This window comes from Sphingomonas sp. 3P27F8 (genome assembly GCF_005502745.1).
Classification (GTDB): domain Bacteria; phylum Pseudomonadota; class Alphaproteobacteria; order Sphingomonadales; family Sphingomonadaceae; genus Sphingomonas.
On sequence record NZ_SCNL01000003.1, the window covers coordinates 126,899 to 149,596 of the forward strand.

Annotated in this window: 20 protein-coding genes; 14 read left to right on the plus strand and 6 right to left on the minus strand. The window is 64.6% G+C overall.

The annotated features are described in order from the left end of the window. The first annotated feature begins 29 nt into the window (after positions 1 to 29). Positions 30 to 362, plus strand: coding sequence for a hypothetical protein (locus tag FFS35_RS05300; protein ID WP_137786089.1), 333 nt, complete (start codon positions 30 to 32; stop codon positions 360 to 362). Here the strand turns inward: FFS35_RS05300 and FFS35_RS05305 are convergent. Together FFS35_RS05305 and FFS35_RS05310 are read right to left on the minus strand one after the other, a co-directional pair. Then, positions 324 to 812 carry an NfeD family protein gene (locus FFS35_RS05305; RefSeq protein ID WP_171007521.1) on the minus strand — a complete coding sequence of 163 codons (489 nt, stop codon included), beginning with the start codon at positions 810 to 812 and terminating at the stop codon, positions 324 to 326. The two genes, FFS35_RS05300 and FFS35_RS05305, sit on opposite strands and share 39 nt — an antisense overlap. Then, on the minus strand, positions 809 to 1,786 hold the full coding sequence (locus tag FFS35_RS05310; RefSeq protein ID WP_137786090.1) for an SPFH domain-containing protein: 978 nt from the start codon (positions 1,784 to 1,786) through the stop codon (positions 809 to 811). The genes FFS35_RS05305 and FFS35_RS05310 overlap by 4 nt, the downstream gene beginning before the upstream one ends. 119 nt (positions 1,787 to 1,905) lie before the next feature. On the opposite strand from FFS35_RS05310, the gene guaB reads away from it, so the two are divergent. The 3 genes from guaB to FFS35_RS05325 are packed head-to-tail and all read left to right on the plus strand — an operon-like array spanning position 1,906 to position 5,095. Further along, the gene (guaB, locus tag FFS35_RS05315; RefSeq protein WP_137786091.1) at positions 1,906 to 3,363 is read left to right on the plus strand and encodes an IMP dehydrogenase; all 1,458 of its coding nucleotides are present in this window, start codon (positions 1,906 to 1,908) and stop codon (positions 3,361 to 3,363) included. 15 nt (positions 3,364 to 3,378) lie between these two features. After that, positions 3,379 to 4,554, plus strand: a complete 1,176-nt coding sequence (locus tag FFS35_RS05320) for an RsmB/NOP family class I SAM-dependent RNA methyltransferase (RefSeq protein ID WP_137786092.1) — start codon at positions 3,379 to 3,381, stop codon at positions 4,552 to 4,554. 34 nt (positions 4,555 to 4,588) lie between these two features. Beyond that, the gene (locus tag FFS35_RS05325) at positions 4,589 to 5,095 is read left to right on the plus strand and encodes a tetratricopeptide repeat protein (protein WP_137786093.1); all 507 of its coding nucleotides are present in this window, start codon (positions 4,589 to 4,591) and stop codon (positions 5,093 to 5,095) included. Here FFS35_RS05325 and rsmA read toward each other — a convergent pair. The 4 genes from rsmA to lptD form a co-directional block, all read right to left on the minus strand. Further along, complete coding sequence (rsmA, locus tag FFS35_RS05330; RefSeq protein ID WP_137786239.1) at positions 5,085 to 5,924, minus strand: 16S rRNA (adenine(1518)-N(6)/adenine(1519)-N(6))-dimethyltransferase RsmA; 840 nt, start codon at positions 5,922 to 5,924, stop codon at positions 5,085 to 5,087. The two genes, FFS35_RS05325 and rsmA, sit on opposite strands and share 11 nt — an antisense overlap. Continuing rightward, positions 5,921 to 6,919, minus strand: coding sequence for a 4-hydroxythreonine-4-phosphate dehydrogenase PdxA (gene pdxA, locus FFS35_RS05335; RefSeq protein WP_137786094.1), 999 nt, complete (start codon positions 6,917 to 6,919; stop codon positions 5,921 to 5,923). Before pdxA ends, rsmA begins: the two co-directional genes overlap by 4 nt. A gap of 7 nt (positions 6,920 to 6,926) precedes the next feature. Then, positions 6,927 to 8,288 carry a peptidylprolyl isomerase gene (locus tag FFS35_RS05340; protein ID WP_137786095.1) on the minus strand — a complete coding sequence of 454 codons (1,362 nt, stop codon included), beginning with the start codon at positions 8,286 to 8,288 and terminating at the stop codon, positions 6,927 to 6,929. A 69-nt stretch (positions 8,289 to 8,357) separates the two neighbouring features. Further along, entirely contained in the window at positions 8,358 to 10,562 is a 2,205-nt protein-coding gene (gene lptD / locus FFS35_RS05345) for an LPS assembly protein LptD (protein ID WP_137786240.1), read from the minus strand. A 187-nt stretch (positions 10,563 to 10,749) separates the two neighbouring features. Between lptD and FFS35_RS05350 the strand changes: the two genes are divergently transcribed. From FFS35_RS05350 to FFS35_RS05395, 10 genes are all read left to right on the plus strand, one after another. Then, a complete protein-coding gene (locus tag FFS35_RS05350; RefSeq protein WP_137786096.1) occupies positions 10,750 to 12,222 on the plus strand; it encodes a leucyl aminopeptidase in 1,473 nt (490 codons plus the stop codon). After that, the gene (locus FFS35_RS05355) at positions 12,222 to 12,662 is read left to right on the plus strand and encodes a DNA polymerase III subunit chi (protein ID WP_137786097.1); all 441 of its coding nucleotides are present in this window, start codon (positions 12,222 to 12,224) and stop codon (positions 12,660 to 12,662) included. Before FFS35_RS05350 ends, FFS35_RS05355 begins: the two co-directional genes overlap by 1 nt. 83 nt (positions 12,663 to 12,745) lie before the next feature. After that, positions 12,746 to 13,168 (plus strand): nucleoside-diphosphate kinase, encoded by a 423-nt coding sequence (gene ndk, locus FFS35_RS05360; protein ID WP_137786241.1) that lies wholly within the window; start codon positions 12,746 to 12,748, stop codon positions 13,166 to 13,168. Further along, complete coding sequence (locus tag FFS35_RS05365) at positions 13,169 to 13,687, plus strand: GNAT family N-acetyltransferase (RefSeq protein ID WP_137786098.1); 519 nt, start codon at positions 13,169 to 13,171, stop codon at positions 13,685 to 13,687. Between the two features lie 100 nt (positions 13,688 to 13,787). Then, positions 13,788 to 15,425 carry an inorganic phosphate transporter gene (locus FFS35_RS05370; protein ID WP_137786099.1) on the plus strand — a complete coding sequence of 546 codons (1,638 nt, stop codon included), beginning with the start codon at positions 13,788 to 13,790 and terminating at the stop codon, positions 15,423 to 15,425. Between the two features lie 73 nt (positions 15,426 to 15,498). Beyond that, on the plus strand, positions 15,499 to 16,497 hold the full coding sequence (dusB, locus tag FFS35_RS05375) for a tRNA dihydrouridine synthase DusB (RefSeq protein ID WP_137786100.1): 999 nt from the start codon (positions 15,499 to 15,501) through the stop codon (positions 16,495 to 16,497). Continuing rightward, positions 16,497 to 17,570: an ATP-binding protein gene (locus tag FFS35_RS05380; RefSeq protein ID WP_137786101.1), complete on the plus strand. Its 1,074-nt coding sequence runs from the start codon at positions 16,497 to 16,499 to the stop codon at positions 17,568 to 17,570. Before dusB ends, FFS35_RS05380 begins: the two co-directional genes overlap by 1 nt. Then, complete coding sequence (gene ntrC / locus FFS35_RS05385; protein ID WP_137786102.1) at positions 17,567 to 19,000, plus strand: nitrogen regulation protein NR(I); 1,434 nt, start codon at positions 17,567 to 17,569, stop codon at positions 18,998 to 19,000. The genes FFS35_RS05380 and ntrC overlap by 4 nt, the downstream gene beginning before the upstream one ends. A 61-nt stretch (positions 19,001 to 19,061) precedes the next feature. After that, the gene (locus tag FFS35_RS05390; protein ID WP_137786103.1) at positions 19,062 to 21,296 is read left to right on the plus strand and encodes an ATP-binding protein; all 2,235 of its coding nucleotides are present in this window, start codon (positions 19,062 to 19,064) and stop codon (positions 21,294 to 21,296) included. 1 nt (position 21,297) lies between these two features. Next, the gene (locus tag FFS35_RS05395) at positions 21,298 to 22,668 is read left to right on the plus strand and encodes a sigma-54 dependent transcriptional regulator (protein WP_137786104.1); all 1,371 of its coding nucleotides are present in this window, start codon (positions 21,298 to 21,300) and stop codon (positions 22,666 to 22,668) included. The last annotated feature ends 30 nt before the right edge of the window (positions 22,669 to 22,698 follow it).

Here is a 22,698-nt window from a genome sequence, read left to right on the forward strand (position 1 = left end):
CGCCGGGGGCTGCTTTTGCGAGGTTAGCGATGGGTATTTTCGATAGTTTGCTCGGCCAGATCGGCTCGAACGTGGACGTGGCTAATCTGGCCGCCAAGGTTGGCTTGTCGCAGGATCAGGTGGAACAGGCCATCTCCGCGCTAACCCAGTCGCATACCGAGCCCGGCGACACGGTCGACGGCGCGGCTCAGACCACCGGCCTCCCGGCGGACACATTGCAGGAGATCGTCGGCCACATCGGGGGCGAGGGGTCGCTCGGGCAGTTCGCCCAGATCATCGGGGCTACGGGCGGTGGGGACGGCGAGGGCGGCGCCGGCGGCCTGCTATCCGGGCTGGCCGGGAAGCTTTTCGGCAAGAGTTGATCCAAGCGGCTCGAGGCGGAGAATGCCGTTTTCCACGGCGAGTACCCGCATGCGCTCGCCGGCGGCGGCGTCTGGGCCCGTCGCCGGCCACGTGCTGTCGCCCAGCCGCGCACGACCGCGACCATCGACGATCGGCTCGGCGATCACCACCGTCGCCCCGATCGCGCGCGCTGCGCGATCGTTGAGCATGGGGTCGCTGGTTTCGAGCGGATAGTCGCGATACCACCGCCGCCCGATCATTACCGACACGACACTCCAGGCCGCGAAGCTGCCCGCCTGTGCCGCAAGCGGCAGATCGGGCAGCGCGAACAGCGCGACGCCGGTGATCGCCGCCGCGATCGCCAGGAAAACCAGGAATACGCCGGGGATCGCCAGTTCCGCTATGCCAAGCAAGACCGCCGCCGCGATCCAGGCCGCCGCCATATGCTGCACGAAATCGTCGAGGATCATTGCGGGGTAGAAGCCCCCTTGACGCGCGGCACGGAAGGCCCGGCTGAGGGCTGCTCGGACCTGGGCATCGCGCTTATGGCGTCGCGTGCCAGTTCGCCGATCCCGCCCAGCGTGCCCATGAGCTGCGTCGCCTCGACCGGAAACAGGATCGTCTTGGCGTTAGGGCTGGTCGCGAATTTGCCGATCGCCTCGACGTATTTCTGTGCGATGAAATAGTTGATCGCCTGCGTATTGCCGCCCTCGATCGCCTCTGAGACGGCCCGTGTAGCGCTCGCTTCGGCCTGGGCGGCGCGCTCGCGCGCCTCGGCGTCGCGGAACGCCGATTCCCTTCGACCCTCGGCTTCCAGGATGCGGGCCTGCTTCTGACCCTCGGCACGGAGGATTTCGGAGGCGCGAGTTCCCTCCGCGTCGAGGATATTGGCGCGCTTCTCGCGCTCCGCCTTCATCTGCCGGCCCATCGCGTTGACGATATCGGCGGGCGGGCGGATGTCCTTGATCTCGACGCGGGTGATCTTGACCCCCCATGGCGTCGTCGCGTGATCGACCACGGACAGCAGGCGCGCGTTGATCTCATCGCGCTTGGAGAGCGTTTCGTCGAGGTCCATCGAGCCCATCACCGTGCGCAGATTGGTCGTGGTGAGCTGGAGCAGCGCGACATACAGGTCCGACACCTCGTACGCGGCCTTGGCCGCATCGAGCACCTGGAAGAACACGACCCCGTCGGTCGAGATCATCGCATTGTCCTTGGTGATGATTTCCTGCCCCGGAATATCGATCACCTGCTCCATCATATTCACGCGCCTGCCGACGCGGTAGAAGAAGGCGGGATAGAAATTGAACCCCGGCGCCGCCGTCGTCGTGTAACGGCCGAAGTGTTCGATCGTATATTGATAGCCTTGGCGAACGATCTTGATGCTCGTCATCAGGTAGAAAAGCACCAGCGCCAGCAGCAGGGTTACGACGATCGCGACCATATCTCTCTCCCGAAGGTGCGTGCATCATAACTATCACACCAGCGGGGGCCTAGCGAAACCGCGTTCGCGCGGTTACATGGCCCGCCACCTCCTTCCCCCACGCAGGATTCGGCAAGCATATGGACATTCGCCTCGGCCTCACTTTCGACGATGTCCTTTTGGTGCCCGCTGAATCGCAGGTGCTGCCCAGCGGCGCAGACACGCGAACGCAGGTCACGCGCGGGATCGCCCTCAACATTCCGATCCTGTCGAGCGCGATGGACACGGTTACGGAAGCCGATATGGCGATCGTCATGGCGCAGCTTGGCGGCATCGGCGTTCTTCACCGGAACCTTACCGTTGAGGAGCAGGTCGCGGCAGTCCGGCAGGTTAAGCGGTTTGAAAGCGGCATGGTGGTGAATCCGATCACGATCGCGCCGAGCGCCACGCTGGCTGATGCGCAGGCCCTGATGACCCAGCACCGCATCAGCGGCATTCCGGTGGTGGAGAAGGACGGAAAGCTGGTCGGCATCCTCACCAACCGCGACGTGCGTTTCGCCGGGAACCCGAAACAGCCCGTCAGCGAATTGATGACCCACGAGAATCTCGCGACGGTGCAGACCGGCGTCGGCCAGGAGGAAGCGCGGCGCCTGCTCCACCAGCGCCGGATCGAGAAGCTGCTGGTGGTGGACGATGCCTACCGCTGCGTCGGCCTCATCACGGTAAAGGATATCGAAAAGGCCGTAACCTATCCCGACGCCACGAAGGACGGGGCAGGTCGGTTGCGCGTCGCGGGGGCGACGACGGTGGGCGACAAAGGCTTCGATCGAACCGAAGCGCTCGTGGACGCAGAGTGCGATCTGATCGTGATCGATACCGCGCATGGCCATAACCGCGATGTGGCGGCGGCGGTGGAGCGGGTGAAGAAGCTCTCGAACGCGGTGCAGGTCGTCGCCGGCAACGTCGCGACCGGGGAGGCGACTCGTGCGCTGATCGACGCGGGTGCCGACGGGATCAAGGTGGGTATCGGTCCGGGATCGATCTGCACGACGCGGATCGTCGCCGGCGTCGGCGTGCCGCAACTCACCGCCGTGATGGATTGCGCGGAGGCTGCGGCGAAAGCCGGCGTACCGGTTATCGCCGACGGTGGTCTCCGCACATCGGGGGATCTTGCGAAGGCGCTGGCGGCCGGCGCATCGACTTGCATGGTTGGCTCGTTGCTGGCGGGTACGGAAGAGGCGCCCGGAGAAACCTTTCTTTATCAGGGGCGTGCCTATAAATCCTATCGTGGGATGGGAAGCGTGGGTGCGATGGGGCGCGGGTCGGCGGACCGTTATTTCCAGGGCGATATCAAGGATCAGCTCAAGCTGGTGCCCGAGGGTATCGAGGGGCAGGTCGCGTTCAAGGGCCCGGCGCGTGATGTGATCCACCAGCTTGTCGGCGGGATCAAGGCCGCGATGGGCTATACTGGCGCTGCGACGATCGCCGATCTTCAGCGCCGCGCAAATTTCGTTCGAATCACTGGCGCGGGGCTGAAGGAAAGCCATGTGCATGACGTGACCATCACGCGAGAGGCGCCCAACTATCCCACGCGCTGATTTCAGGTCTGTCCGATGACGCCAGCCGCGCGCATTCAGGCGGCGATCGAGGTGCTGGATCTCGTGCTTGCGGCCGCCCGCGAGGGCGGTGCGGCGGCCGACACGATCGTCCAGCGCTATTTCTCCACCCGCCGCTACGCCGGCTCGAAGGATCGCCGGGCGGTGCGTGAGCTTGTGTTCGCGGCGATCCGGGCTTGCGGAGAAATGCCTGTGTCGGGCCGCGCGGCGATGCTGCTGTTGACGCGCGGGGACGAGAATCTCGTGCGCGGTTTCGACGGGTCTGTGCATGGGCCTGCACCGATCGATCCCGAGGAACCTGTCGCGACCGGTGGTACGGCTCCGGCCTGGCTTGCGGAGCGGATGCGGCAGTCAGGGCTCGACGAGGAGGAATTGGCCGCGCTGGTTGAGCGCGCGCCCCTCGACGTCCGCGTGAATACTTTGATTGCGGACGCCGAGGTGATGGCGAGCGAAATTCCGGGCGCCGCGCCTATAGCCGGCGTCCCTGGTGGGCTGCGTTTGCCCGCCGGTACCAATGTGGAGAGTTATGGCGGCCGGCTGGAGGTGCAAGACGCGGGCAGCCAGATCGTTGCCGGCGCAGCGCGGGTCGAACCGGGCATGACCGTGCTCGACCTTTGCGCTGGCGCGGGGGGCAAGACTCTCACGCTGGCGGCCGCGATGCATAATGAGGGGCGAATCGTTGCGGCGGACACCGATCGATCCAGGCTCGGCCGCCTTTCTCCGCGCGCCGTGCGGGCAGGCGTCACGATCGCGGAAACGGTGCTCCTCAATCCCGACCATGAACTGGCGGCACTGCAAGGCTTGCGAACTGCCGCGGATGTCGTGCTTATCGATGCGCCTTGCTCCGGAACTGGAACATGGCGGCGGAATCCTGAATCGAGATGGCGGATCACACCCGCAAGACTGGGGAGGTTGGTTGAAACCCAGCAGCGCCTGCTCGGCATAGGCGCCGCCCTGACGCGGCCGGGCGGCGCGCTGATCTATATTGTCTGCTCGCTGGTCGATGAGGAGGGGGCGGGGCAGGTGATGCCGTTTCTCGCGACGCACCCCGGCTGGACAGCTGAACCACCTACATTGGCACTTGGTCGTCGTCACCACGCCGGTGTCAGGCTCAGCCCCGCGCACGATGGGACAGACGGCTTTTTTGTCGCACGGCTGATCGCCCCATGCTAACCCGCCGCTCATAGTGTCGAAGTCGGAGCTGATCATGCGTTTTTCGTCCGTCGCCATCGCCGCTTCGCTGGCGCTGGTTTCGATTTCGACCTCGCTCCACGGCCAGCGCCCGGATGACCAGATCGATCCGCGCTCCATGGCGTTGCTCGCGCAGGGCCGCGCAGCAATGGCGGCGGGCAATCTCGACGGGGCTGGCGATGCACTGGAAAGTGCGGTTGCGGTCGATCCGCGCAACCGTCAGGCGTTCATCGTCATGGCCGAAGTCGCCGAGGCGCGGGGCTTGTCTGGCAAGGCGATCCGCTTCTATCGAGAGGCGCTTACATTGGAACCGAACGACCCGGTGGCTCTTAAAGGGCAGGGCGAGGCGTTGGTTTCCAAGGGCGCTATGGCGCGGGCGAAGGAGAATCTCGCCAAGCTGCGTACCGTTTGCAAGGGCGACTGCCCACAGGCGAACGCCCTTGCCGCGGTGATAGCGAAGGGGCCGCCGCCGATCGCCACCGCGCAAGCGGTGCCGGCCAAAACCGCGCCGGTTAAAGACTGACCGGCTTCAAGCTCGCGGAAAGCCGTCTGGCGAGATTAACAAATTCCGCGACCTTTACCGTTTCGGCGCGCCGCGTGGCATCGATCCCCTCGGCTGACAGCGCATCCAATGCGCTGGGCACGCCGCGCAAGCTCTGGCGCAACATCTTGCGCCGCTGCCCGAACGCGGCGGCGGTCAGGCGTTCCAGCACCGTCAATCGAACATCGGAGGGGGCCGCTGTGGGAACTACATGGACCACGGCCGACATTACTTTGGGCGGTGGAGTAAAGGCCGAACGATGCACCGGCATCGCGATCCGCGCCGACGCCCGCCACTGGGCTAGCACGGAAAGCCGGCCATAGGCGTCGCTTCCGGGGGCCGCGACTATCCGATCCGCGACCTCCCGCTGGAACATCAATGTCAGAGATTTCCACCATGGCTGCCAATCCGCCGATAGCCAGCCAACGAACAGTGCCGTCCCGACGTTATAGGGCAGATTGGAGACGATATGGGGGGCGGCATCGAAAAGGGCCTGTCCGTCAACTTCCAGCGCGTCGCCCTCAATAACACGCAATCTTTCGGGATAGGCCTCAGCCAATTCGGCAAGCGCGGGTAGGCAGCGTCGATCCCGCTCGATTGCGGTTACGCGCGCGCCCGCTGCAAGCAGTGCGCGCGTCAGACCGCCCGGCCCGGGGCCAATCTCCAGAACTTGTTCCTCATGGAGATCGCCGGGGATCGCCGCGATCCGCGCAAGCAACTGTGCATCGAACAGAAAATTCTGGCCCAAAGCCTTGGACGCCGACAGCCCATGCCGCGCGATCACTTCACGCAGCGGCGGAAGTTCGATCACGCGGTCGGCCACGCTGCGCGTCGCGCCGCAGCCTCTCCTGCCATTGCAATCGCCGCGATCATTGCGCCCGGCTCCGCCTGGTCACTACCCGCGATCGCGAATGCAGTGCCGTGATCGGGCGACGTCCGAACGATCGGCAGCCCCAGGGTCATATTAACCCCCTCGTCAAAATGAAGCGTTTTCAGGGGGATCAATGCCTGATCGTGATAACAGCACAAAACTGCGTCGTAATGAGCGCGGGCGCGCCCATGAAACAGCGTATCGGCGGCAAACGGCCCACGCGCGTCTATTCCCTCGTCGCGCAGGATTGCGATCGCCGGCTCGATCAAGTCTATTTCCTGGCGTCCGATCGCGCCGCCTTCGCCGGCATGCGGATTAAAGCCCGCGAATGCGAGACGGGGCTTTTCAATGCCAAAATTCCTGGCCAGTCCGCGCGCGGTCGCGCGCGCTTTGGCAACTATCAGATCGATCGTCAGCAACGAGGCGACGCGTTCGAGCGGAACGTGCGTGGTTATGGGTACGACGCGTAACGACGGCCCCGCCAACATCATGACCGCGTTTTGACCGGCGATGCCGCAACGCTCTGCGACGAACTCGGTTTGGCCGGGATGGGTGAAGCCGATCCCGTAAAGCCGAGCCTTTGAAACCGGGCCTGTGACAAGCGCACCGGCAACCCCCGATCGGGCAAGCCCGACCGCCAATTCTAGCGAATGAAGCGCGCAACGCGCTCCGTCGGCGTCCGGCGCGCCGGGTTCGATCTCGCCCGCGTCTTCAACCGTCAGCACGGGAAGGCCAGCTGCAAATGCTGACGTCACCTGGTCAAGTTCGCTGATCCGCGCGATCGGGCCACGCCATACGCGTTCGACGGCGCGCGCATCGCCAACTGCGACGAACGGCGGCAAGCCATGGGCCGAACGGGCATCCCAGGCTTTGGCGATGATCTCCGGGCCTATCCCTGCCGGATCACCCATCGAAACGGCTAGCGGCAGCATCATCCTTTCCTCAGCGATATTCTATCACCGCGTCACGCCGCAGATCGCGCAGGGCCTGCTGCGCACGAAGGTTTACGCGCTGCTGCTCGAGTTGGTTCTGAATTTGTTCGGCGCCAGGAAGTTTACCGGCCGACGCCTCATCCCGGCCGCAGAGAACGAGTGTGCGAACACCTTCAGTCGGCGAGCCAAATGGCGGACTGGATTGGCCAACCTGTAGCTGAAGCATGATATCCTGCAGCGCCGCCGGCAGATCGCGGATACGAATCGTATCGTTGTCGACGACTTCCGCCCCGATCTGAGCCGCCACCTTTTCGACCGAGCCGCAGCCTTGCAACGCGTGGGTGACATTGGCGAACTCGGCGGTGCGGGCTGTGGCCTGTGCCTGTGTCGTGCCCGGCGGAAACTTGATCGTCATCTGCTTAAGGCTGAGCCGCGCGTCACGTGGGTCGGCGGTAAGCACCTGTCGCTTGTCCACGAGGAACAGGATGGAGAAGCCCCCTGGCACCGCGATGGGTCCGGCTACCTGGCCGATCTTCATCTGCCCGGCCGCTTCCGCAAGAACGTCCGGCAATTGGGAACTGCGCACCCATCCGAGGTCGCCATTCACGCCGCGCGTGGAGGCTTCCGAGAAATTGCGCGCGAAATAGCCGAACGGGGCCTGGCCCTTGTGAATCTCGTCGATCAGCTGCCGCGCGTTGGCATAAACTTGCTCAGTGCGATCTGGCGTCGCGTTAAGATATATTTCGTTGAGGTGAAATTCCTCCGTGCCTTTCGCGGCCTCGAGCCTCGCCAAAATAGCCTTCACCTCGATATCGCCAACATTGACGAAAGGCTCCACGCGACGGCGAAGATACCTGCTCCACGCCAGTTCGGCCTCAATCTGCCGTCGGATCGAGCGATCGGACGAGCCGCTCTGACGCAGGAATGCCGAAAATTCTTTGGGGGTCTTACCGAAATTCTTGGCGACATTCGCAAAGCTTTGATCGATTTCGGCGGCGTCCACCTTCACGTCAGCGGTCTTGGCCTGCTGAATTTCCAGCACCTCATCGATCAACTGGCGGAGCACCTGCAATCGCAGGCGATCATACTCCTCGCCCTGCAACTTGATGTTGTTAGCGGCAATAATAAGCGCCGCACGCTGATCGACGTCGGTGCCGGTGATGACGCTGTCGTTGACGATCGCGGTCGCCTTGCGAATGTTCGGATCAAGCTTGCCAAATATTTGGAGGTTGGCCGGGATATCCAGCCCGGTATTGTCGGGCAGCGACTGATCCTGCACGGTCTGTTGTTGACCGAATGCCACCGTAGCTGCTGCCACCGCCAGCATTGCACCGATCAGGCGGCCATATCGCGTCGCCCCGTTCCGTCGCATGATCACTCTGATTGGATTCCTACTTTGCCGCAGCGTCGCGGGTCTGCTCCAGACTTACTGAACCGAGGCTTAGCGTCCGAGGTTCTTGAACGCCAGCGTCAACAGATAGCTGTTGCCCGCGCGCGCGTCCCCCGTGGTTTGATAATCGCGCCTCCACGTGGCACCCAGCACGAGACAATCGTCCTCATATGTGATGCCGAGCCGATGGCGGACGGGATTGAAATTGCTGCCCGTAGCGACCGGCAGCGGTATACTGGTGGCATTCGCGCTGTTCGTGAGATCGATCACCGTCGAGCCATAGGCCGACCAGAAACGCGAGAATTTGACCCGGCCACCGACGCGCAATTCCTCCTGATCCTGAAGATCTTCTATCGAGGTGATGTTCCGGTTGAGGCGCAGATAGCCGACCATGATATAGTTCGAGCGGGTGCCAACGGTTGCGTCGATCTCGTTCCGGCGAACCGCGAAATCGCTTTTGTCCACGCGATAGCGATGAATGATCGAAACAAAATCGCGGAAACGAAGCTCGGTGCGGCCCACAATGTCGGAGAAGCGGTCGCTCAGGCCGGTGCCGGGGGGAAGAATCGATGGTCTGTCGCTGAGGCGATAACTTTGCCCGATGACACTCGACAACGTGAAGCCCGGCAGGGTCAGCGCCCATTCCGCACCGTAAGTGGCGCGGCTCGAATCCTCCCACCGATCGTACCCGGAAAAGCGATTGAGCGCGAAAAGGTTCGAATCCTCCAGATCCACCGCACGGGCATCTTCGTTCGGTACGTCGAGGTTGTTGATTTTCGGCGACGCGACGATCTGGAACCTAGGGGTAAAACGCTGCGTGCCGCCGAACAATGGCCCGACGAACGGCCAGCGCACATCGACCGCCAGCGCCGCGATGCCGCGAGTGTGAAAACCGTCCAGCCCGCGATAGGAAGGCACCGTCGTCGCGGCGATGTCGCTGGTGTTATAAGCATCGACCCGACCGTAGGCGGTAAGCGTCACTTCCTGGCCAAGTGTGGTGATCCGGCGCAGATCCCAGCGCGCCGCCGCAAAAGCCCGCTGGGTGTCTTGCCCCTGCGCGCGGCTGATCGCGAGTGTGTTCAGCTGCAGCTGCACCGTCCCACCAAACAGCACATCGGTGATACGACGTCGGTAATCTATTTCGGGGAGGGCGACGGGCTGAAGCCCCTGCACGTCACCCACGCGCATCGTCTGAACCGCCCAGCCAGCTAGCGAGAAGTACGTGTCCCGATCTACGCGCTCCAGTGCCAATGTGGTCCGAAGTCGATCGTCGTTCGAGATATCGTACCGGCGCAGGAAGGTGCGATCGGTAACGAGTCGCAGCGAGCCCGACAGGCTCCAGTTTTGATCAAACTGGAAACGACCGACGCCATCGAGATACCCGCGCAATGCCATGCTGGTCGATGCACCGGGCCCAGCCGAGATGTCGTCGCTGCGTCGGCTGGACGTAATATAGCCGCTGAGACTGAACGCGCCGTTGCTTTCCAGCGCTTGATAATTGGCCTGCAGCATCGGCAGCACAGCAGTATAGACGTGCGGCGTAATGGTGAGTGACCGGTTGGGCGCCAGATCGAAATAGTAAGGGGTGGCGATTTCCAGGCCGTTGACCTGATCGACGCGCAGGATCGGGCTGAGCAGGCCGCTGGTGTTGCCGCTTCCCACCGGATGAGAGAAACGCGGCAACGGCACGCTGACGACATTGAAAACATGAATGCGCGCGCCGGTATAATATACGCGCTCACGATCTGGCCGGTATAGCACCTTGATCGCGGTGATCTTCCAGCTCGGCTCCTTTGGGCACCCATCCGAATCGGTTACCGAGCAGGCGGTATAGGCAGCATGGCGAAGAGAGATCGATCCGTCGTCATGCCGGGCGCCCTCGGTCGCAGCGAGGCGGCCGCCTTGGTCGAGCACGACCAGCATGTTGTGAACGACCCCATCACGCAGCGAATCAGTCAGCTCGATCGAATCGCCATACGCCACGTCGCCTTCTGGGTTGGTAATTGCGACATTGCCGTTGGCGGTAACTTGACCCGATTTGCGATTCCACACCACGCGCTCGGCGCGTAGACGTTGCCCCTGACGGAACATGCGCACATCGCCTGTCGCGGTGACAATATCTGCGTTGCTGTCATATTCGAGTGCATTGGCGCTGAATTGCACCTGATCGTCGGCGGCGGGCGGCGCAACGGACGATGGCGGCGGCGGCGGGACGGCGCGATCCTGAAGATCCTGCGCTTCGGCCACTCCCGCCATCAGCGCGAGCGGCAGAGCACAGCAGGCAAGACGATCGAAACGCAACGCGCGCAATTCCCGCAACTCGTCGGCGCGGCCGGAATGGCGGCGGACAAGCGCCCTATCGCATCGCTACGCGCTTGCTGCAACGCCTTGCCAGCCGGACCGGGAAAGCCCAGTGGCGAAGGCAAGTATTGAGGAATGTATGATGAAGATCGTTTTCGCCCCGACAAGATCCGAGAATGACGATGCGCTCGCTTTCATCGTGCGAAAGCGCGATGCGCCTGGGCTCGCATTGCCGGGTTTCGACGCCGCGGCTCGCGCGGTTCTTGCCGCCGCGGCCAGCGGTCAGCGCTTCGAGGGTGAGGCGGGCAGTGTCGCTGAAGCATTTGTGAGCATAGGTGAGAGCGTACGACGGGTTCTGCTGCTCGGCGTTGGCGACGGCGACGACACCGGTTATGAGCGCGCAGGCGGGGCACTCACGGCGAAACTCATCACCTCCGGCGTGACTGGCGTTACGCTCGATCTCGCCGAAAGCGGCGCTACCGCGTTGGCCACTGCCCGCTTTGCCGCGGGTTTTGCGCAGCGCGGGTGGCGGTTCGACGAATATCGCACACGCCTGCCCGAGAAGTCGAAAGTGACGCTCGCGACTTTGACGATCGTGAACGCCCCCGCCGGAAGTGAGGAGGCCTGGCAGAACCGCGACGCGGTGACCCAAGGGCTGGCGCTTACCCGGACGCTCGTGACGTTGCCCGCGAATATCCTCTACCCGGAAAGCTTCGTCGAGCGCGTGGTGGCGGACATCGACGGGCTCGGACTGGAAATCGAAGTGCTCGACGAAACGGCGATGCGCAAGCTTGGTATGGGCTCGCTGCTGGGTGTCGCACAGGGCTCGCGCCGCGCGCCTCGCCTACTGGCGATGCGCTGGAATGGCGCAGAGCCAGGCGATCCTGCTCTTGCCTTGATTGGCAAGGGCGTAACGTTCGACACTGGCGGCATCTCGATCAAGCCTGCGGCCGGGATGGAGGACATGAAGTGGGACATGGGCGGTGCTGGCGCGGTGGCTGGCGCCATGAAGGCGCTCGCGCTGCGCAAGGCGAAAGCGAATGTGATCGGCATTTGCGGGCTAGTCGAGAACATGCCCGATGGCAACGCCCAGCGCCCCGGGGACGTTGTTACCTCCATGTCCGGCCAGACAATTGAGGTCATCAACACGGACGCCGAGGGGCGGCTCGTTCTGTGCGATTGCATCACCTGGGCTCAGAAAACGCACAAGGTAAAGACGATCGTCGATCTCGCCACGTTGACCGGCGCGATGATTATCAGCCTCGGCAACGAGTATGGCGGTGTTTTTGCGAACGATGACGGGCTTGCCGACCAGTTGCTGGCTGCCGGCAGGGCGAGCGGCGACAAATTGTGGCGTTTCCCGCTCGGTGACGCCTACAACAAGCTGATCGACAGCCCCATCGCTGACATGAAAAACGTTGGCCCGCGCGGTGCCGGATCGATCACGGCGGCGCAGTTCATCCAGCGCTTCGTGGATGATGGTGTTAAGTGGGCGCACCTCGACATTGCCGGCATGGTTTGGGCCGATAAGGACGGCCCGACTTGGGGCAAAGGTGCGACCGGATATGGTGTGCGGTTGCTCGATCGCTTTGTCGCCGATAATTTCGAGCGCTGATGAAGGTCGATTTCTATCATCTGAACTTCACCCCGTTGGAGCGCGCGCTCCCGCAGGTTGCCGAGAAGGTGCTGGCTTCCGGCAATCGGCTGTTGATAGTGGCGGGCGGCGATAAGCAGCGCGCCGCGCTCGACCGATTGCTGTGGAGCTACGCACCGGATAGTTTCCTCCCGCACGCGCCGGCGGGTGCGGAAGACGATAGGGGGCAGGCGGTTTTGATTTCTGGTGAGGTAATAGCGGCCAACGGGGCGCGGCATGTGGCGCTGGTGGACGGCATCTGGCGGGAGGCGGCGCTGACGTTCGAGCGCGCGTTCCATTTCTTCGACGACGATTCGATCGAGGCCGCCCGTGCCGCGTGGCGAGAACTCCAGGCGCGCGAGGGCGTGGACCGTCGCTACTGGAAGCAGAACGAGGCGGGTCGCTGGGAACAGGTGGCCTAGCCACGGTTGCTCTTTCGCCGGACCAAGACTAGAGCGCCGCCAGTTTTCCCACATCAAACCTTGCCAAGGAGCCCGTGACCATCATGGCCGCGAACCGTACCTTTTCGATCATCAAGCCCGATGCCACCCGCCGCAATCTGACCGGCGCCGTCACCAAGATGCTGGAAGAGGCCGGCCTGCGTGTGGTCGCCTCCAAGCGCATCCAGATGACCAAGGAACAGGCCGAGGGCTTCTACGCGGTGCACAAGGAGCGCCCGTTCTTCAACGATCTGGTTTCCTTCATGATCTCCGGCCCGGTCGTCGTGCAGGTGCTCGAGGGCGAGAATGCCGTTCAGCGCAACCGCGACATCATGGGCGCCACCAACCCCGAGAACGCCGACGCCGGCACGATCCGCAAGGAACTGGCCGAATCGATCGAGGCAAATTCGGTGCATGGTTCGGATTCGGATGAGAATGCGGCGATCGAAATCGCCTATTTCTTCAAGGCCGAAGAAATCGTCGGCTGAATGGACTGGCGGCTGCGTCGCGCTGAAACCGCCGACGCGGCCGCCTGTGCCCTCGTCGCGGGGGCCACGTTTCTCGAAGCGTTCGCCGGTATCCTGGACGGGCCGGATATCGTCGCCCATGTCGGCGCGAAATCCGATCCGTCGAGCTTCCTCCGCCTGATTGAAGATCCTGCCAGCGTAGTGACGCTCGCAGAGGCAACGACCGGCGCGGCGCCGCTCGGCTACACGGCACTGAGCGAACCCGACCTCCCGCTGCCGACCGCGCCGGGCGATATCGAGCTGAAGCGCATCTACGCGCTTTTCCCCACTCATGGCACCGGCCTGGGCGCTGCTCTGATGGAGCGCGCTTTCCACGATGCCCGGGCGCTCGGCTGCCGCCGAATGCTCCTCGGCGTCTATGGCCGCAATCATCGTGCACAGCGGTTCTACACCAAGCACGGCTTCGCGATCGTCGGCGAGCGGCGGTTTCTCGTCGGCGCGACCTGGCACGACGACCTTATTTTCGGCCGCGCGCTCTAAGCTCCCGGCGCGTTCTCGCGCCAACGATCGACATGCAGCGATTTTGCGCGGTTGATTGTCATCAAAGCGTCATCAAAGCGCGAGAGAGCATGGTGCCATCATGGCAAGCAATGTTGTCGAGGCGGCCGAGCCGTCCACCACCGCCTCGTCACGCAGATTCGATCGCGCGCCGCATCCGATCGCGCGGGTGATCTTCCTGGCGCTGGTGGTGCTGGGGCTTCTTTATGCGGGCGTCAGCGTGCTGCTGGACACGCGCCAGGTGGGCGAGGAGATGGCGCTCGGGGTATTCCTGTTCCTCGGGCTGGCGCTGGTGATCGCGCTGGGCTTCGAATTCGTCAACGGCTTCCACGACACCGCGAACGCGGTCGCGACGGTGATCTACACCAATTCCATGCCGGCCAACCTCGCCGTCGTCTGGTCCGGCTTCTTCAATTTCCTCGGCGTCATGCTGTCATCCGGCGCGGTCGCCTATTCGATCGTCACGCTGTTGCCGGTCGATCTCATCCTCCACGTGGGCTCCGGCGCGGGATTCGCGATGATCTTCGCGCTGCTGCTGGCGGCGGTCGTGTGGAATCTCGCCACCTGGTATGTCGGATTGCCGAACAGTTCGAGCCACACATTGATCGGGTCAGTGCTGGGGGTTGGGCTCGCCAACCAGCTTCTGAGCGCGGGCCGCGCCGGGACGTCTGGGGTGGACTGGAGCCAGGCGACCAAGGTGTTGAGCGGCCTGTGGATGGCGCCGCTGATCGGTTTCGGCGCCTCCGTGCTGTTGCTGCTGGTGCTGCGCGCGACGCTGCGTAAGCCCAAGCTCTTCAAGGAGGCGCCCAAGGGCGATGCGCCGCCGCCGCGCGGCATCCGCGCGTTGCTGATCTTCACCTGCACCGCCGTTTCGTTCAGCCACGGCTCGAACGACGGGCAGAAGGGCATGGGGCTCATCATGCTTATCCTGATCGGCTGCGCCCCGACCGCCTACGCCTTGAATCGCACGCTGCCGGCCAGTGAAACGCGCGCCTTCGTCAGCAGCGCGCAGGCAGCGTCCGCCGCGCTCCAGGCGCATGGTGCGGTGCCGGTCGATGCGAAGGATGCACGACCCATTCTGATGAAGGCGCTGGAACGCCGCGATCCGAATGACCCGCGGGCGTACGGCGCCGTGGTCGAGGTTTCGCGGGAGCTTGGCGAGCAGGTGACCAGCTACGGCGCGCTATCCCGCATTCCCGCGCGGGCCGCGTCGAACATCCGCAACGACATGTATCTGGTTCTCGATGCGACGCGGCTGATAACGAAGAAAGAGAACACCATTTTCACGCCGGCACAGATCGGCACGCTGAAAGATTATCAGACGCGGCTGGAAGCGGGGACGCGGTATATCCCGCTGTGGGTGAAGATCGCGGTGGCGGTGGCGCTGGGGCTGGGCACGATGATCGGCTGGAAGCGCATCGTCGTCACGGTCGGCGAGAAGATCGGCAAGCAGCACATGACCTATGGCATGGGCGCGACGGCCGAACTGGTGGCAGCGGGCACGATCCTGGCCGCCGATCGCTTCGGGCTGCCGGTATCGACCACGCACATCCTTTCGTCCGGCGTGGCGGGCGCGTCGGTCGCCAGCGGCTTCGGCCTGCAGAAGAGGACGATCATCCACCTGGCGGCGGCATGGCTGCTGACCCTGCCGGTGGCGATGGCGCTTTCCGGCGGCCTCTATTGGGCGCTGCTGACCATCGTGCGGTTGAACGGCGGTTGACGGGGTGGTGGCGCGCAATAGCTTGCCAGCGCCCGGCGCTTGACCTACTTGCCTGTTTTTCAGGCAAACTCCGATGCAGACATTAAAGCCCATCCAGATCGGCCCGGTGCGGATCGACAGCCCCGTGGTGCTCGCGCCGATGACCGGCGTGACCGACCAGCCGTTTCGCACGCTCGTGCGACGGTACGGATCGGGGCTGAATGTGACCGAGATGATCGCCAGCCAGGCGGCGCTCCGCGAGACGCGACAATCGCTCCAGAAGGCGGCGTGGCACCTTTCGGAAGAGCCGGTGTCGATGCAGCTCGTCGGCTGCACGCCGTATGAGATGGGCGAGGCCGCGAAGCTCGCGGAGGACAAGGGCGCCGCGATCATCGACATCAACATGGGGTGCCCGGTGCGCAAGGTGACGAACGGCGATGCCGGATCGGCGCTGATGCGGGATCTCAAGCTGGCGGGCGCTATCGTCGCGGCGGTGGTGAAGGCGGTGAAGGCGCCGGTCACGCTCAAGATGCGGATGGGCTGGTGCCACGACAGCCTCAATGCACCGGAACTCGCGCGCATCGCCGAGGATCTGGGCTGCCGGATGATCACGGTTCATGGCCGCACCCGCAACCAAATGTACAAGGGCTCGGCGGACTGGCGGTTCGTGCGGCAGGTGAAGGACGCGGTATCGGTGCCGGTGATCGTCAACGGCGACATCTGTGGGATCGACGATGCGGAGCAGGCGCTGGCGCTGTCGGGCGCGGATGGCGTGATGATTGGCCGCGGCGCCTATGGGCGGCCCTGGCTGCTTGCGCACGTGATGGAGTGGTTCGCGACCGGGCGCCGCGTGGACGATCCGTCGATAGAAGAACAATATCTCGCCATCACAGAGCATTACGAGGCGATGCTCACCCATTACGGGACGATGACCGGCGTCAACATGGCGCGCAAGCATATCGGCTGGTATACCCGGGGGCTGCCTGGCTCGGCGGATTTCCGCAACAAGGTGAATCAGGAGCCGGACGCCAGGCGCGTCCAGGCGATGCTCGCCGAATTCTATGCGCCGTGGCGGAGCCGCGCGGCGGCCTGATGCCCATGCCGGACAGCCCGCATCCCGCGCCCGATCTGGCGGAGGTGCTCGCGGCGCTGCCGATCGCGCTCCTGCTGATCGATCCCGACAACCGGATCGTCCGCGCGAACGCCGAGTGCGAGCTGTTGCTCAACCGATCCGAGCGATCGATGATCGGGCGCCCGCTGCAGGCGGCGCTCGCGCTGCCCGACGAGGCGGAGGGGCAGGCCGGCAGGGGCTTCGCCGCGTTCGACGCGGTGGTCGATACGCGCGGCAACGGCCGCATCCGCGTCGATCTCGCGCAGGTCGAGCTGGCGGATCATCCCGGATGGCGGGTCATCACCCTCCAGAACGCGGCCACGTCGCGCAGGCTGGGCCATTCGGCGGACCGCGCGGCGGCGACGCGCTCCGCCGTAGGCGCCGCCGCGATGCTGGCGCATGAGATAAAGAACCCGCTTTCGAGCATCCGCGGGGCGGCGCAACTGATCGCGGACGGCGCCGCAGCGGACGAACTGACCCGCCTGATGATCGACGAGGTGGATCGCATCGCCATGCTGATCGACCGCATGGAGGATTTCACCGATACGCGCCCGCTCATCCTCGAGCCGCTCAACATCTATCCGCTCCTGGCCCATGCGCGCAGCGTCGCGCTCGCCGGATTCGCGCGCGGCGTGACGATCGAGGAACGCTTCGACCCCTCGCTGCCGCCGGCGCTCGCCAATCGCGACGCGCTGCTTCAGGTGCTGGTAAACCTGCTCAAGAACGCCGCCGAGGTGCTCGGGCCGCGCGGCGAGCGACGCATCGTCCTGGCCACTTCCTATAGACACGGCATGGCCGTGAGCCCCGGCGCGGGCCGACCGCGCCTTCCGCTGCCGATCGAGATCTGCGTCATGGATTCCGGCCCGGGCGCCCCGGACGACATCGCGGAGCATCTGTTCGATCCCTTCGTCTCCAGCCGCCCGGAGGGGAAGGGGCTGGGCCTGGCGCTGGTGGACAAGCTGGTGCGCGACATGGGCGGGATCGTCCAATATTCGCGAGAGGGAATACCGCACATGACCGTGTTTCGGATCCTGCTGCCAAGGGCGACGGCATGACGGCGGGCGAAGTGCTGCTGGTCGATGACGATAACGCGGTCCGTACCGTCGTGTCCCAGGCGCTGCGGCGCGCCGGCTATCGCGTCCGCACGGCGGCCAGCCTTGCCGACCTCGATCGCGAACTGAAGCTCGGCACGCCGGACGTGCTCGTCACCGATGTCGTCCTTCCCGACGGTGACGGGATCGAACACGCCACGCGGCTTGTCGCGGAGCGGCCGGACATGCCGGTGATCGTGCTTTCGGCGCGCAACACGCTGACCACCGCCGTCCGCGCCAACGAGGCCGGCGCCTATGATTACCTGCCCAAGCCGTTCGATCTCGATACGCTCAGCCGCACGGTTGCACGGGCACTGGCGCGACGCGGCCCCGTCGCGCCGCGACCGGAAGCCGACGAGGATCACGCGCTGCCGCTTATCGGGCGCTCGCCCGCGATGCAGGAGGTCTATCGCGTCATCGCCCGGCTCGTGTCGAATGATCTGACGGTGCTGGTTTCGGGGGAATCCGGCACCGGCAAGGAGCTGGTGGCGCGCGCGATCCACGATCTTGGGCCGCGGCAGCACGGGCCGTTCGTAGCGATCAACATGGCCGCGATCCCGCGCGAACTCATCGAGGCGGAATTGTTCGGGCACGAGCGCGGCGCCTTCACCGGGGCCGCCCAGCGCAACGCCGGCCGGTTCGAGCAGGCCGCCGGCGGCACCCTGTTCCTGGACGAGATCGGCGACATGCCGATCGAGGCGCAGACCCGACTGCTGCGCGTGTTGCAGCAGGGCGAGTTCACGACCGTGGGCGGCTCCCGCATGATCCGGGCCGATGTGCGCATCGTCGCGGCGACGAACCGCGATCTCCAGCAGGCGGTGACGCGCGGGGCGTTCCGCGAGGATCTTTACTACCGCCTCAATGTAGTGCCGGTCGTCCTGCCGGCGTTGCGGGAGCGGCGGCAGGATATCGGCGTGCTCGCGCGGCATTTCCTGGAACGGGCGGCGGCCGCCGGATTGCCGCGCAAACTGCTCGACGACGATGCGATCGACGCGCTGGAAGCACATGACTGGCCAGGCAATGTGCGGGAGCTGGAAAACCTGATGCGTCGGCTGGCGGCGCTGTCACGCGATGATCGCATCAATGCGGGCGAAATCCACGAGATGCTCGGGGCGCCGGCGGCAATCGCGCCGACGCTCGACCCCGCGATCGCGGCCTCCGTGCGCGCCTATATCGATCAGCTCGCCCGCACCGAGCCGCATGTGCTGACCGATGGCTCGCTGTACGATCGCGTGATCGCGGAGGTGGAGCGGCCACTGATCGAGACGATGCTCGCGCGGTTCGGCGGCAATCAGCTGCGCGCCGCGCGGGCGATGGGGCTCAATCGCAACACGTTACGCAAACGTCTCGACATGCTCGGGATCGATCCCGCGCCACGCTCGCCTGATCGCTGATGCAAGCGGGCTGGTCGATTATGTGTTCTCCCTGCAACACCTTTGTTGTACCACGGAGACGATGACTGCCAGCTTGGCGCCCAACGAACACGATTTAACGCCGACATGGCGGCTCGTTGTTACGCCAGTCGTCGAGATGGCGGTGCTGGCGGCGTTCGTTGCCGTGCTGGTCGCCAGCTATTTCGTCATCGAGCATGCGGGGCGGCCGCAGGGCCTGATCGCGCCGCCGCTGGTGGCTTTCCTGCTGATCGCAAACCTCGTCCCCGGCATCGCATTGCTGATGCTGCTGGGCCGGCGGATCGCGAACCGCCGGGCGCGGCGATCGCTGATCGGCGGGGAGGGGCGTCTCCATGTTCGGCTGGTCGCGATCTTCTCGATCGTGGCGGCCGTGCCGATGTTGCTGGTGACGATCGCGGCGTCGTTGCTGTTCCAGTACGGCGTCCAGTTCTGGTATTCGGATCGCGCGCGCGGCGTATTTGAGAATGCGACATCACTGACGCGTGCCTCGTACAACCAGTTCCTCCAGCGCTGGGAAGAGGCCACCGTCACGATGGCGCAGGATATCTCCGCCGAACTGAGCCAGCGACCGATCGACGATCCGCGATTCGGCTCGTTCCTTTTCCAGCAGACATTCTATCGCAGCCTGTCCGAAGCGTTGCTGTTTTCCGTTACGCCCAAGGGCGAATTGCAGACGCTCGCCTTCGTCAACCCGTATGACCTGAACCTGGCGCGACAGGTTTCGGCCGAGGCCGTTACCGAGCTGCGGCGCGGGCAGCGCAGCGTGGTTACCGTGACCGGCGATCGCATCCAGACGGTGACGCGCGTTCCGGGATCCAATATCTTCCTTTACGCAGCGCGCGTCACCGATCCGAAACAGATGACGACGCAGACCAGGCGCGCGGAGGATGCGCTCGCCAATTATCACGCGCTGCTGGTGAAGGCGCGGACGCTGCAGATCCGCTTCAACGTGGCGCTGCTGGTGCTGTCGCTGCTCATCGTCGGCGTGGCGGTGTGGATCGCGCTGGCGGTAGCGGATCGCCTGGTGCGCCCGGTGGCGGAACTGGTCAACGCGGCGCGCAGGGTCGAGGGCGGCGATCTTGCCGCGCGGGTGCCGAACACAACGGCGCGCGACGAGGTCGGCACGCTCGCCACCGCGTTCAACCGAATGACGGCCCAGCTCGAAGCGCAGAATACCGCGTTGATGACCGCCAACGCTCAGCTCGACAGTCGCCGGATGCTGATCGAGGCGGTGATGTCCGGCGTGTCCGCCGGGGTGATTTCCATTGGCAGCGATCGCAAGGTACGCCTGATCAACAGCTCGGCGGAGATGTTGCTCGGCGTATCGGAAGCGCCCGTCGGCAAATCGCTGGCAGCGGTCGCGCCGGAGCTTGACGGGCTGCTGGAGAGCAATGCGCGCGAGGCGATCGTGCAGATTGCCGTCAACGGCGAGCCGCGGACACTGGCGGTGCGGATCACGCGCGACGGCACGGGGCCGATCCTGACCTTCGACGATATCACCCAGCAACTGCTCGATCAGCGCCGCGCCGCCTGGGCCGACGTGGCGCGTCGCATCGCGCACGAGATCAAGAACCCGCTGACCCCGATCCAGCTCGCGGCGGAGCGCTTGCAGCGCCGCTACGGCAGCAAGGTGGAGGAGGGCGACACGACCTTCGGGCGGCTGACCGATACGATCGTTCGCCAGGTCGGCGACCTGCGGCGAATGGTTGACGAATTCTCGTCGTTCGCCCGCATGCCGAAGCCCGTGTTTCGCGCGGAATCCCTGGTCGATATCGCGCGCAACACCATGTTTCTGCACGAAGTTGCGCATGCCGGAGTCCGGTTCGAGCTGGTGCATGAGGAACCTGGCCCGTCGCTGATTTGCGACCGGCGACAGATCGGGCAGGCACTGACCAACATCGTCAAGAACGCCGTCGAAGCGATCGAAGCGAAGGGCGCAAGCGGCGGCGAGGTTCGCATGACGTTGAGCGAGACACCGGGACGGGTCACGGTGTCCGTGGCGGATACCGGCGTCGGCCTTCCGGTGGAAAGGGATCGTATCGTCGAACCCTATATGACGACGCGCGCGGGCGGCACCGGGCTCGGCCTCGCAATCGTCAAGAAGATCGTCGAAGAACACTTTGGAACCATATCGTTTTCCGACCATGACGGCGGGGGAACATTGGTGACGATGACGTTCGACACCACCACGCTCGCCAGTCTCGAAGCAGGAGATGACCTGGCGTCCAACGGCGACCTTGGCGGGATCGTCGAGCTTACTCGTAACCGGACAATCTGACATGGCGCTCGACATTCTCGTTGTTGATGACGAACTTGACATCCGTGAACTGGTCGCGGGCGTACTGGAGGACGAGGGCTACGAAACCCGCGTCGCCGCCGATAGCGATGCCACGCTGGAAGCGATCGCGACGCGACGGCCCAGCCTGGTGCTGCTGGACGTCTGGCTGCAAGGGTCGCGGCTTGACGGGCTCCAGCTGCTCGACGAAATCAAGAGACGCGATCCATCGATCCCGGTGCTGATGATTTCCGGCCATGGCAATCTCGACACCGCCGTGGCGGCGATCCGCGCGGGCGCGGTTGATTTCATCGAGAAGCCATTTCAGGCCGAGCGCCTGCTGCTGATGGTCGAGCGCGCGACGGAAACGGAAAGGTTGCGCCGCGAGGTCGCGTCGTTGCGCGCCTCGGCCGGCCACAATACCGATCTCACCGGAAATTCGAGCGCGATCAACGCCGTACGCGCGACACTTAAACGAGTAGCGGGGACGGGCAGCAGGATATTGATCACCGGCCCGGCCGGCGTGGGGAAGGAAATAGCGGCACGCCTGCTGCACGCCTGGAGCCAGCGCGCGAGCGCACCGTTCGTGATCGTCAGTGCGGCGCGCATGACCCCCGAACGGGTCGACGACGAGCTTTTCGGGGTGGAGGAGGGGGGCGATCTGGTTCGTCCCGGCCTGCTGGAGCAGGCCCATGGCGGCACCCTGTTTCTCGACGAGATCGCCGACATGCCCGTGGCGACGCAGGCGCGCATCCTCCGCGTGCTGACCGATCAGAGCTTCACGCGCGTCGGCGGTACCCGGCTGGTTAAGGTGGATGTGCGGGTCGTCTCCGCGACCGCCCGCGATCTGACCGCAGAGATCGCCGAAGGCCGGTTTCGCGAGGATCTCTATTATCGGCTCAATGTCGTGCCGGTGACGTTGCCGCCGCTGGCCGAGCGGCGCGAGGATATCCCGCCGCTGATCGAGCATTTCGTGGCCCATTACGCTTCGGAACGCCGCGTGCCGACGCCCGAGGTCGCGATCGATGCCATGGTGGCGCTGCAAAGTTACGACTGGCCGGGCAACGTCCGCCAATTACGCAATGTCGTGGAGCGGACGATCATCCTTGCGCCAGGCGACCGGATCGGACGCATCGATCTCGACCTGCTGCCCGCCGAGGTTCTGGGCGAGGGCGAGGGGAGCGCCGGGACCGCCGCGATCATGGGGGCGCCGTTGCGCGAGGCGCGGGAAACGTTCGAGCGGGAATATCTCCGTGTTCAGATACGGCGTTTTTCGGGAAATATCTCCCGCACCGCCACGTTCATCGGCATGGAGCGATCGGCGCTTCACCGGAAACTGAAGCTGCTGGGCATAACCGAAACCAAGGAAGACTGACGCCGGCGCCATTGCGATGGTTGCCGCGAC

Coding starts and splice junctions, on each gene's coding strand:
- FFS35_RS05300 (WP_137786089.1), top strand. CDS start 30: ATGGGTATTTTCGATAGTTTGCTCGGCCAGATCGGCTCGAACGTGGAC.
- FFS35_RS05305 (WP_171007521.1), bottom strand. CDS start 812: ATGATCCTCGACGATTTCGTGCAGCATATGGCGGCGGCCTGGATCGCG.
- FFS35_RS05310 (WP_137786090.1), bottom strand. CDS start 1,786: ATGGTCGCGATCGTCGTAACCCTGCTGCTGGCGCTGGTGCTTTTCTAC.
- guaB (WP_137786091.1), top strand. CDS start 1,906: ATGGACATTCGCCTCGGCCTCACTTTCGACGATGTCCTTTTGGTGCCC.
- FFS35_RS05320 (WP_137786092.1), top strand. CDS start 3,379: ATGACGCCAGCCGCGCGCATTCAGGCGGCGATCGAGGTGCTGGATCTC.
- FFS35_RS05325 (WP_137786093.1), top strand. CDS start 4,589: ATGCGTTTTTCGTCCGTCGCCATCGCCGCTTCGCTGGCGCTGGTTTCG.
- pdxA (WP_137786094.1), bottom strand. CDS start 6,919: ATGATGCTGCCGCTAGCCGTTTCGATGGGTGATCCGGCAGGGATAGGC.
- FFS35_RS05340 (WP_137786095.1), bottom strand. CDS start 8,288: ATGCGACGGAACGGGGCGACGCGATATGGCCGCCTGATCGGTGCAATG.
- lptD (WP_137786240.1), bottom strand. CDS start 10,562: ATGGCGGGAGTGGCCGAAGCGCAGGATCTTCAGGATCGCGCCGTCCCG.
- FFS35_RS05350 (WP_137786096.1), top strand. CDS start 10,750: ATGAAGATCGTTTTCGCCCCGACAAGATCCGAGAATGACGATGCGCTC.
- FFS35_RS05355 (WP_137786097.1), top strand. CDS start 12,222: ATGAAGGTCGATTTCTATCATCTGAACTTCACCCCGTTGGAGCGCGCG.
- ndk (WP_137786241.1), top strand. CDS start 12,746: ATGGCCGCGAACCGTACCTTTTCGATCATCAAGCCCGATGCCACCCGC.
- FFS35_RS05365 (WP_137786098.1), top strand. CDS start 13,169: ATGGACTGGCGGCTGCGTCGCGCTGAAACCGCCGACGCGGCCGCCTGT.
- FFS35_RS05370 (WP_137786099.1), top strand. CDS start 13,788: ATGGCAAGCAATGTTGTCGAGGCGGCCGAGCCGTCCACCACCGCCTCG.
- dusB (WP_137786100.1), top strand. CDS start 15,499: ATGCAGACATTAAAGCCCATCCAGATCGGCCCGGTGCGGATCGACAGC.
- FFS35_RS05380 (WP_137786101.1), top strand. CDS start 16,497: ATGCCCATGCCGGACAGCCCGCATCCCGCGCCCGATCTGGCGGAGGTG.
- ntrC (WP_137786102.1), top strand. CDS start 17,567: ATGACGGCGGGCGAAGTGCTGCTGGTCGATGACGATAACGCGGTCCGT.
- FFS35_RS05390 (WP_137786103.1), top strand. CDS start 19,062: ATGACTGCCAGCTTGGCGCCCAACGAACACGATTTAACGCCGACATGG.
- FFS35_RS05395 (WP_137786104.1), top strand. CDS start 21,298: ATGGCGCTCGACATTCTCGTTGTTGATGACGAACTTGACATCCGTGAA.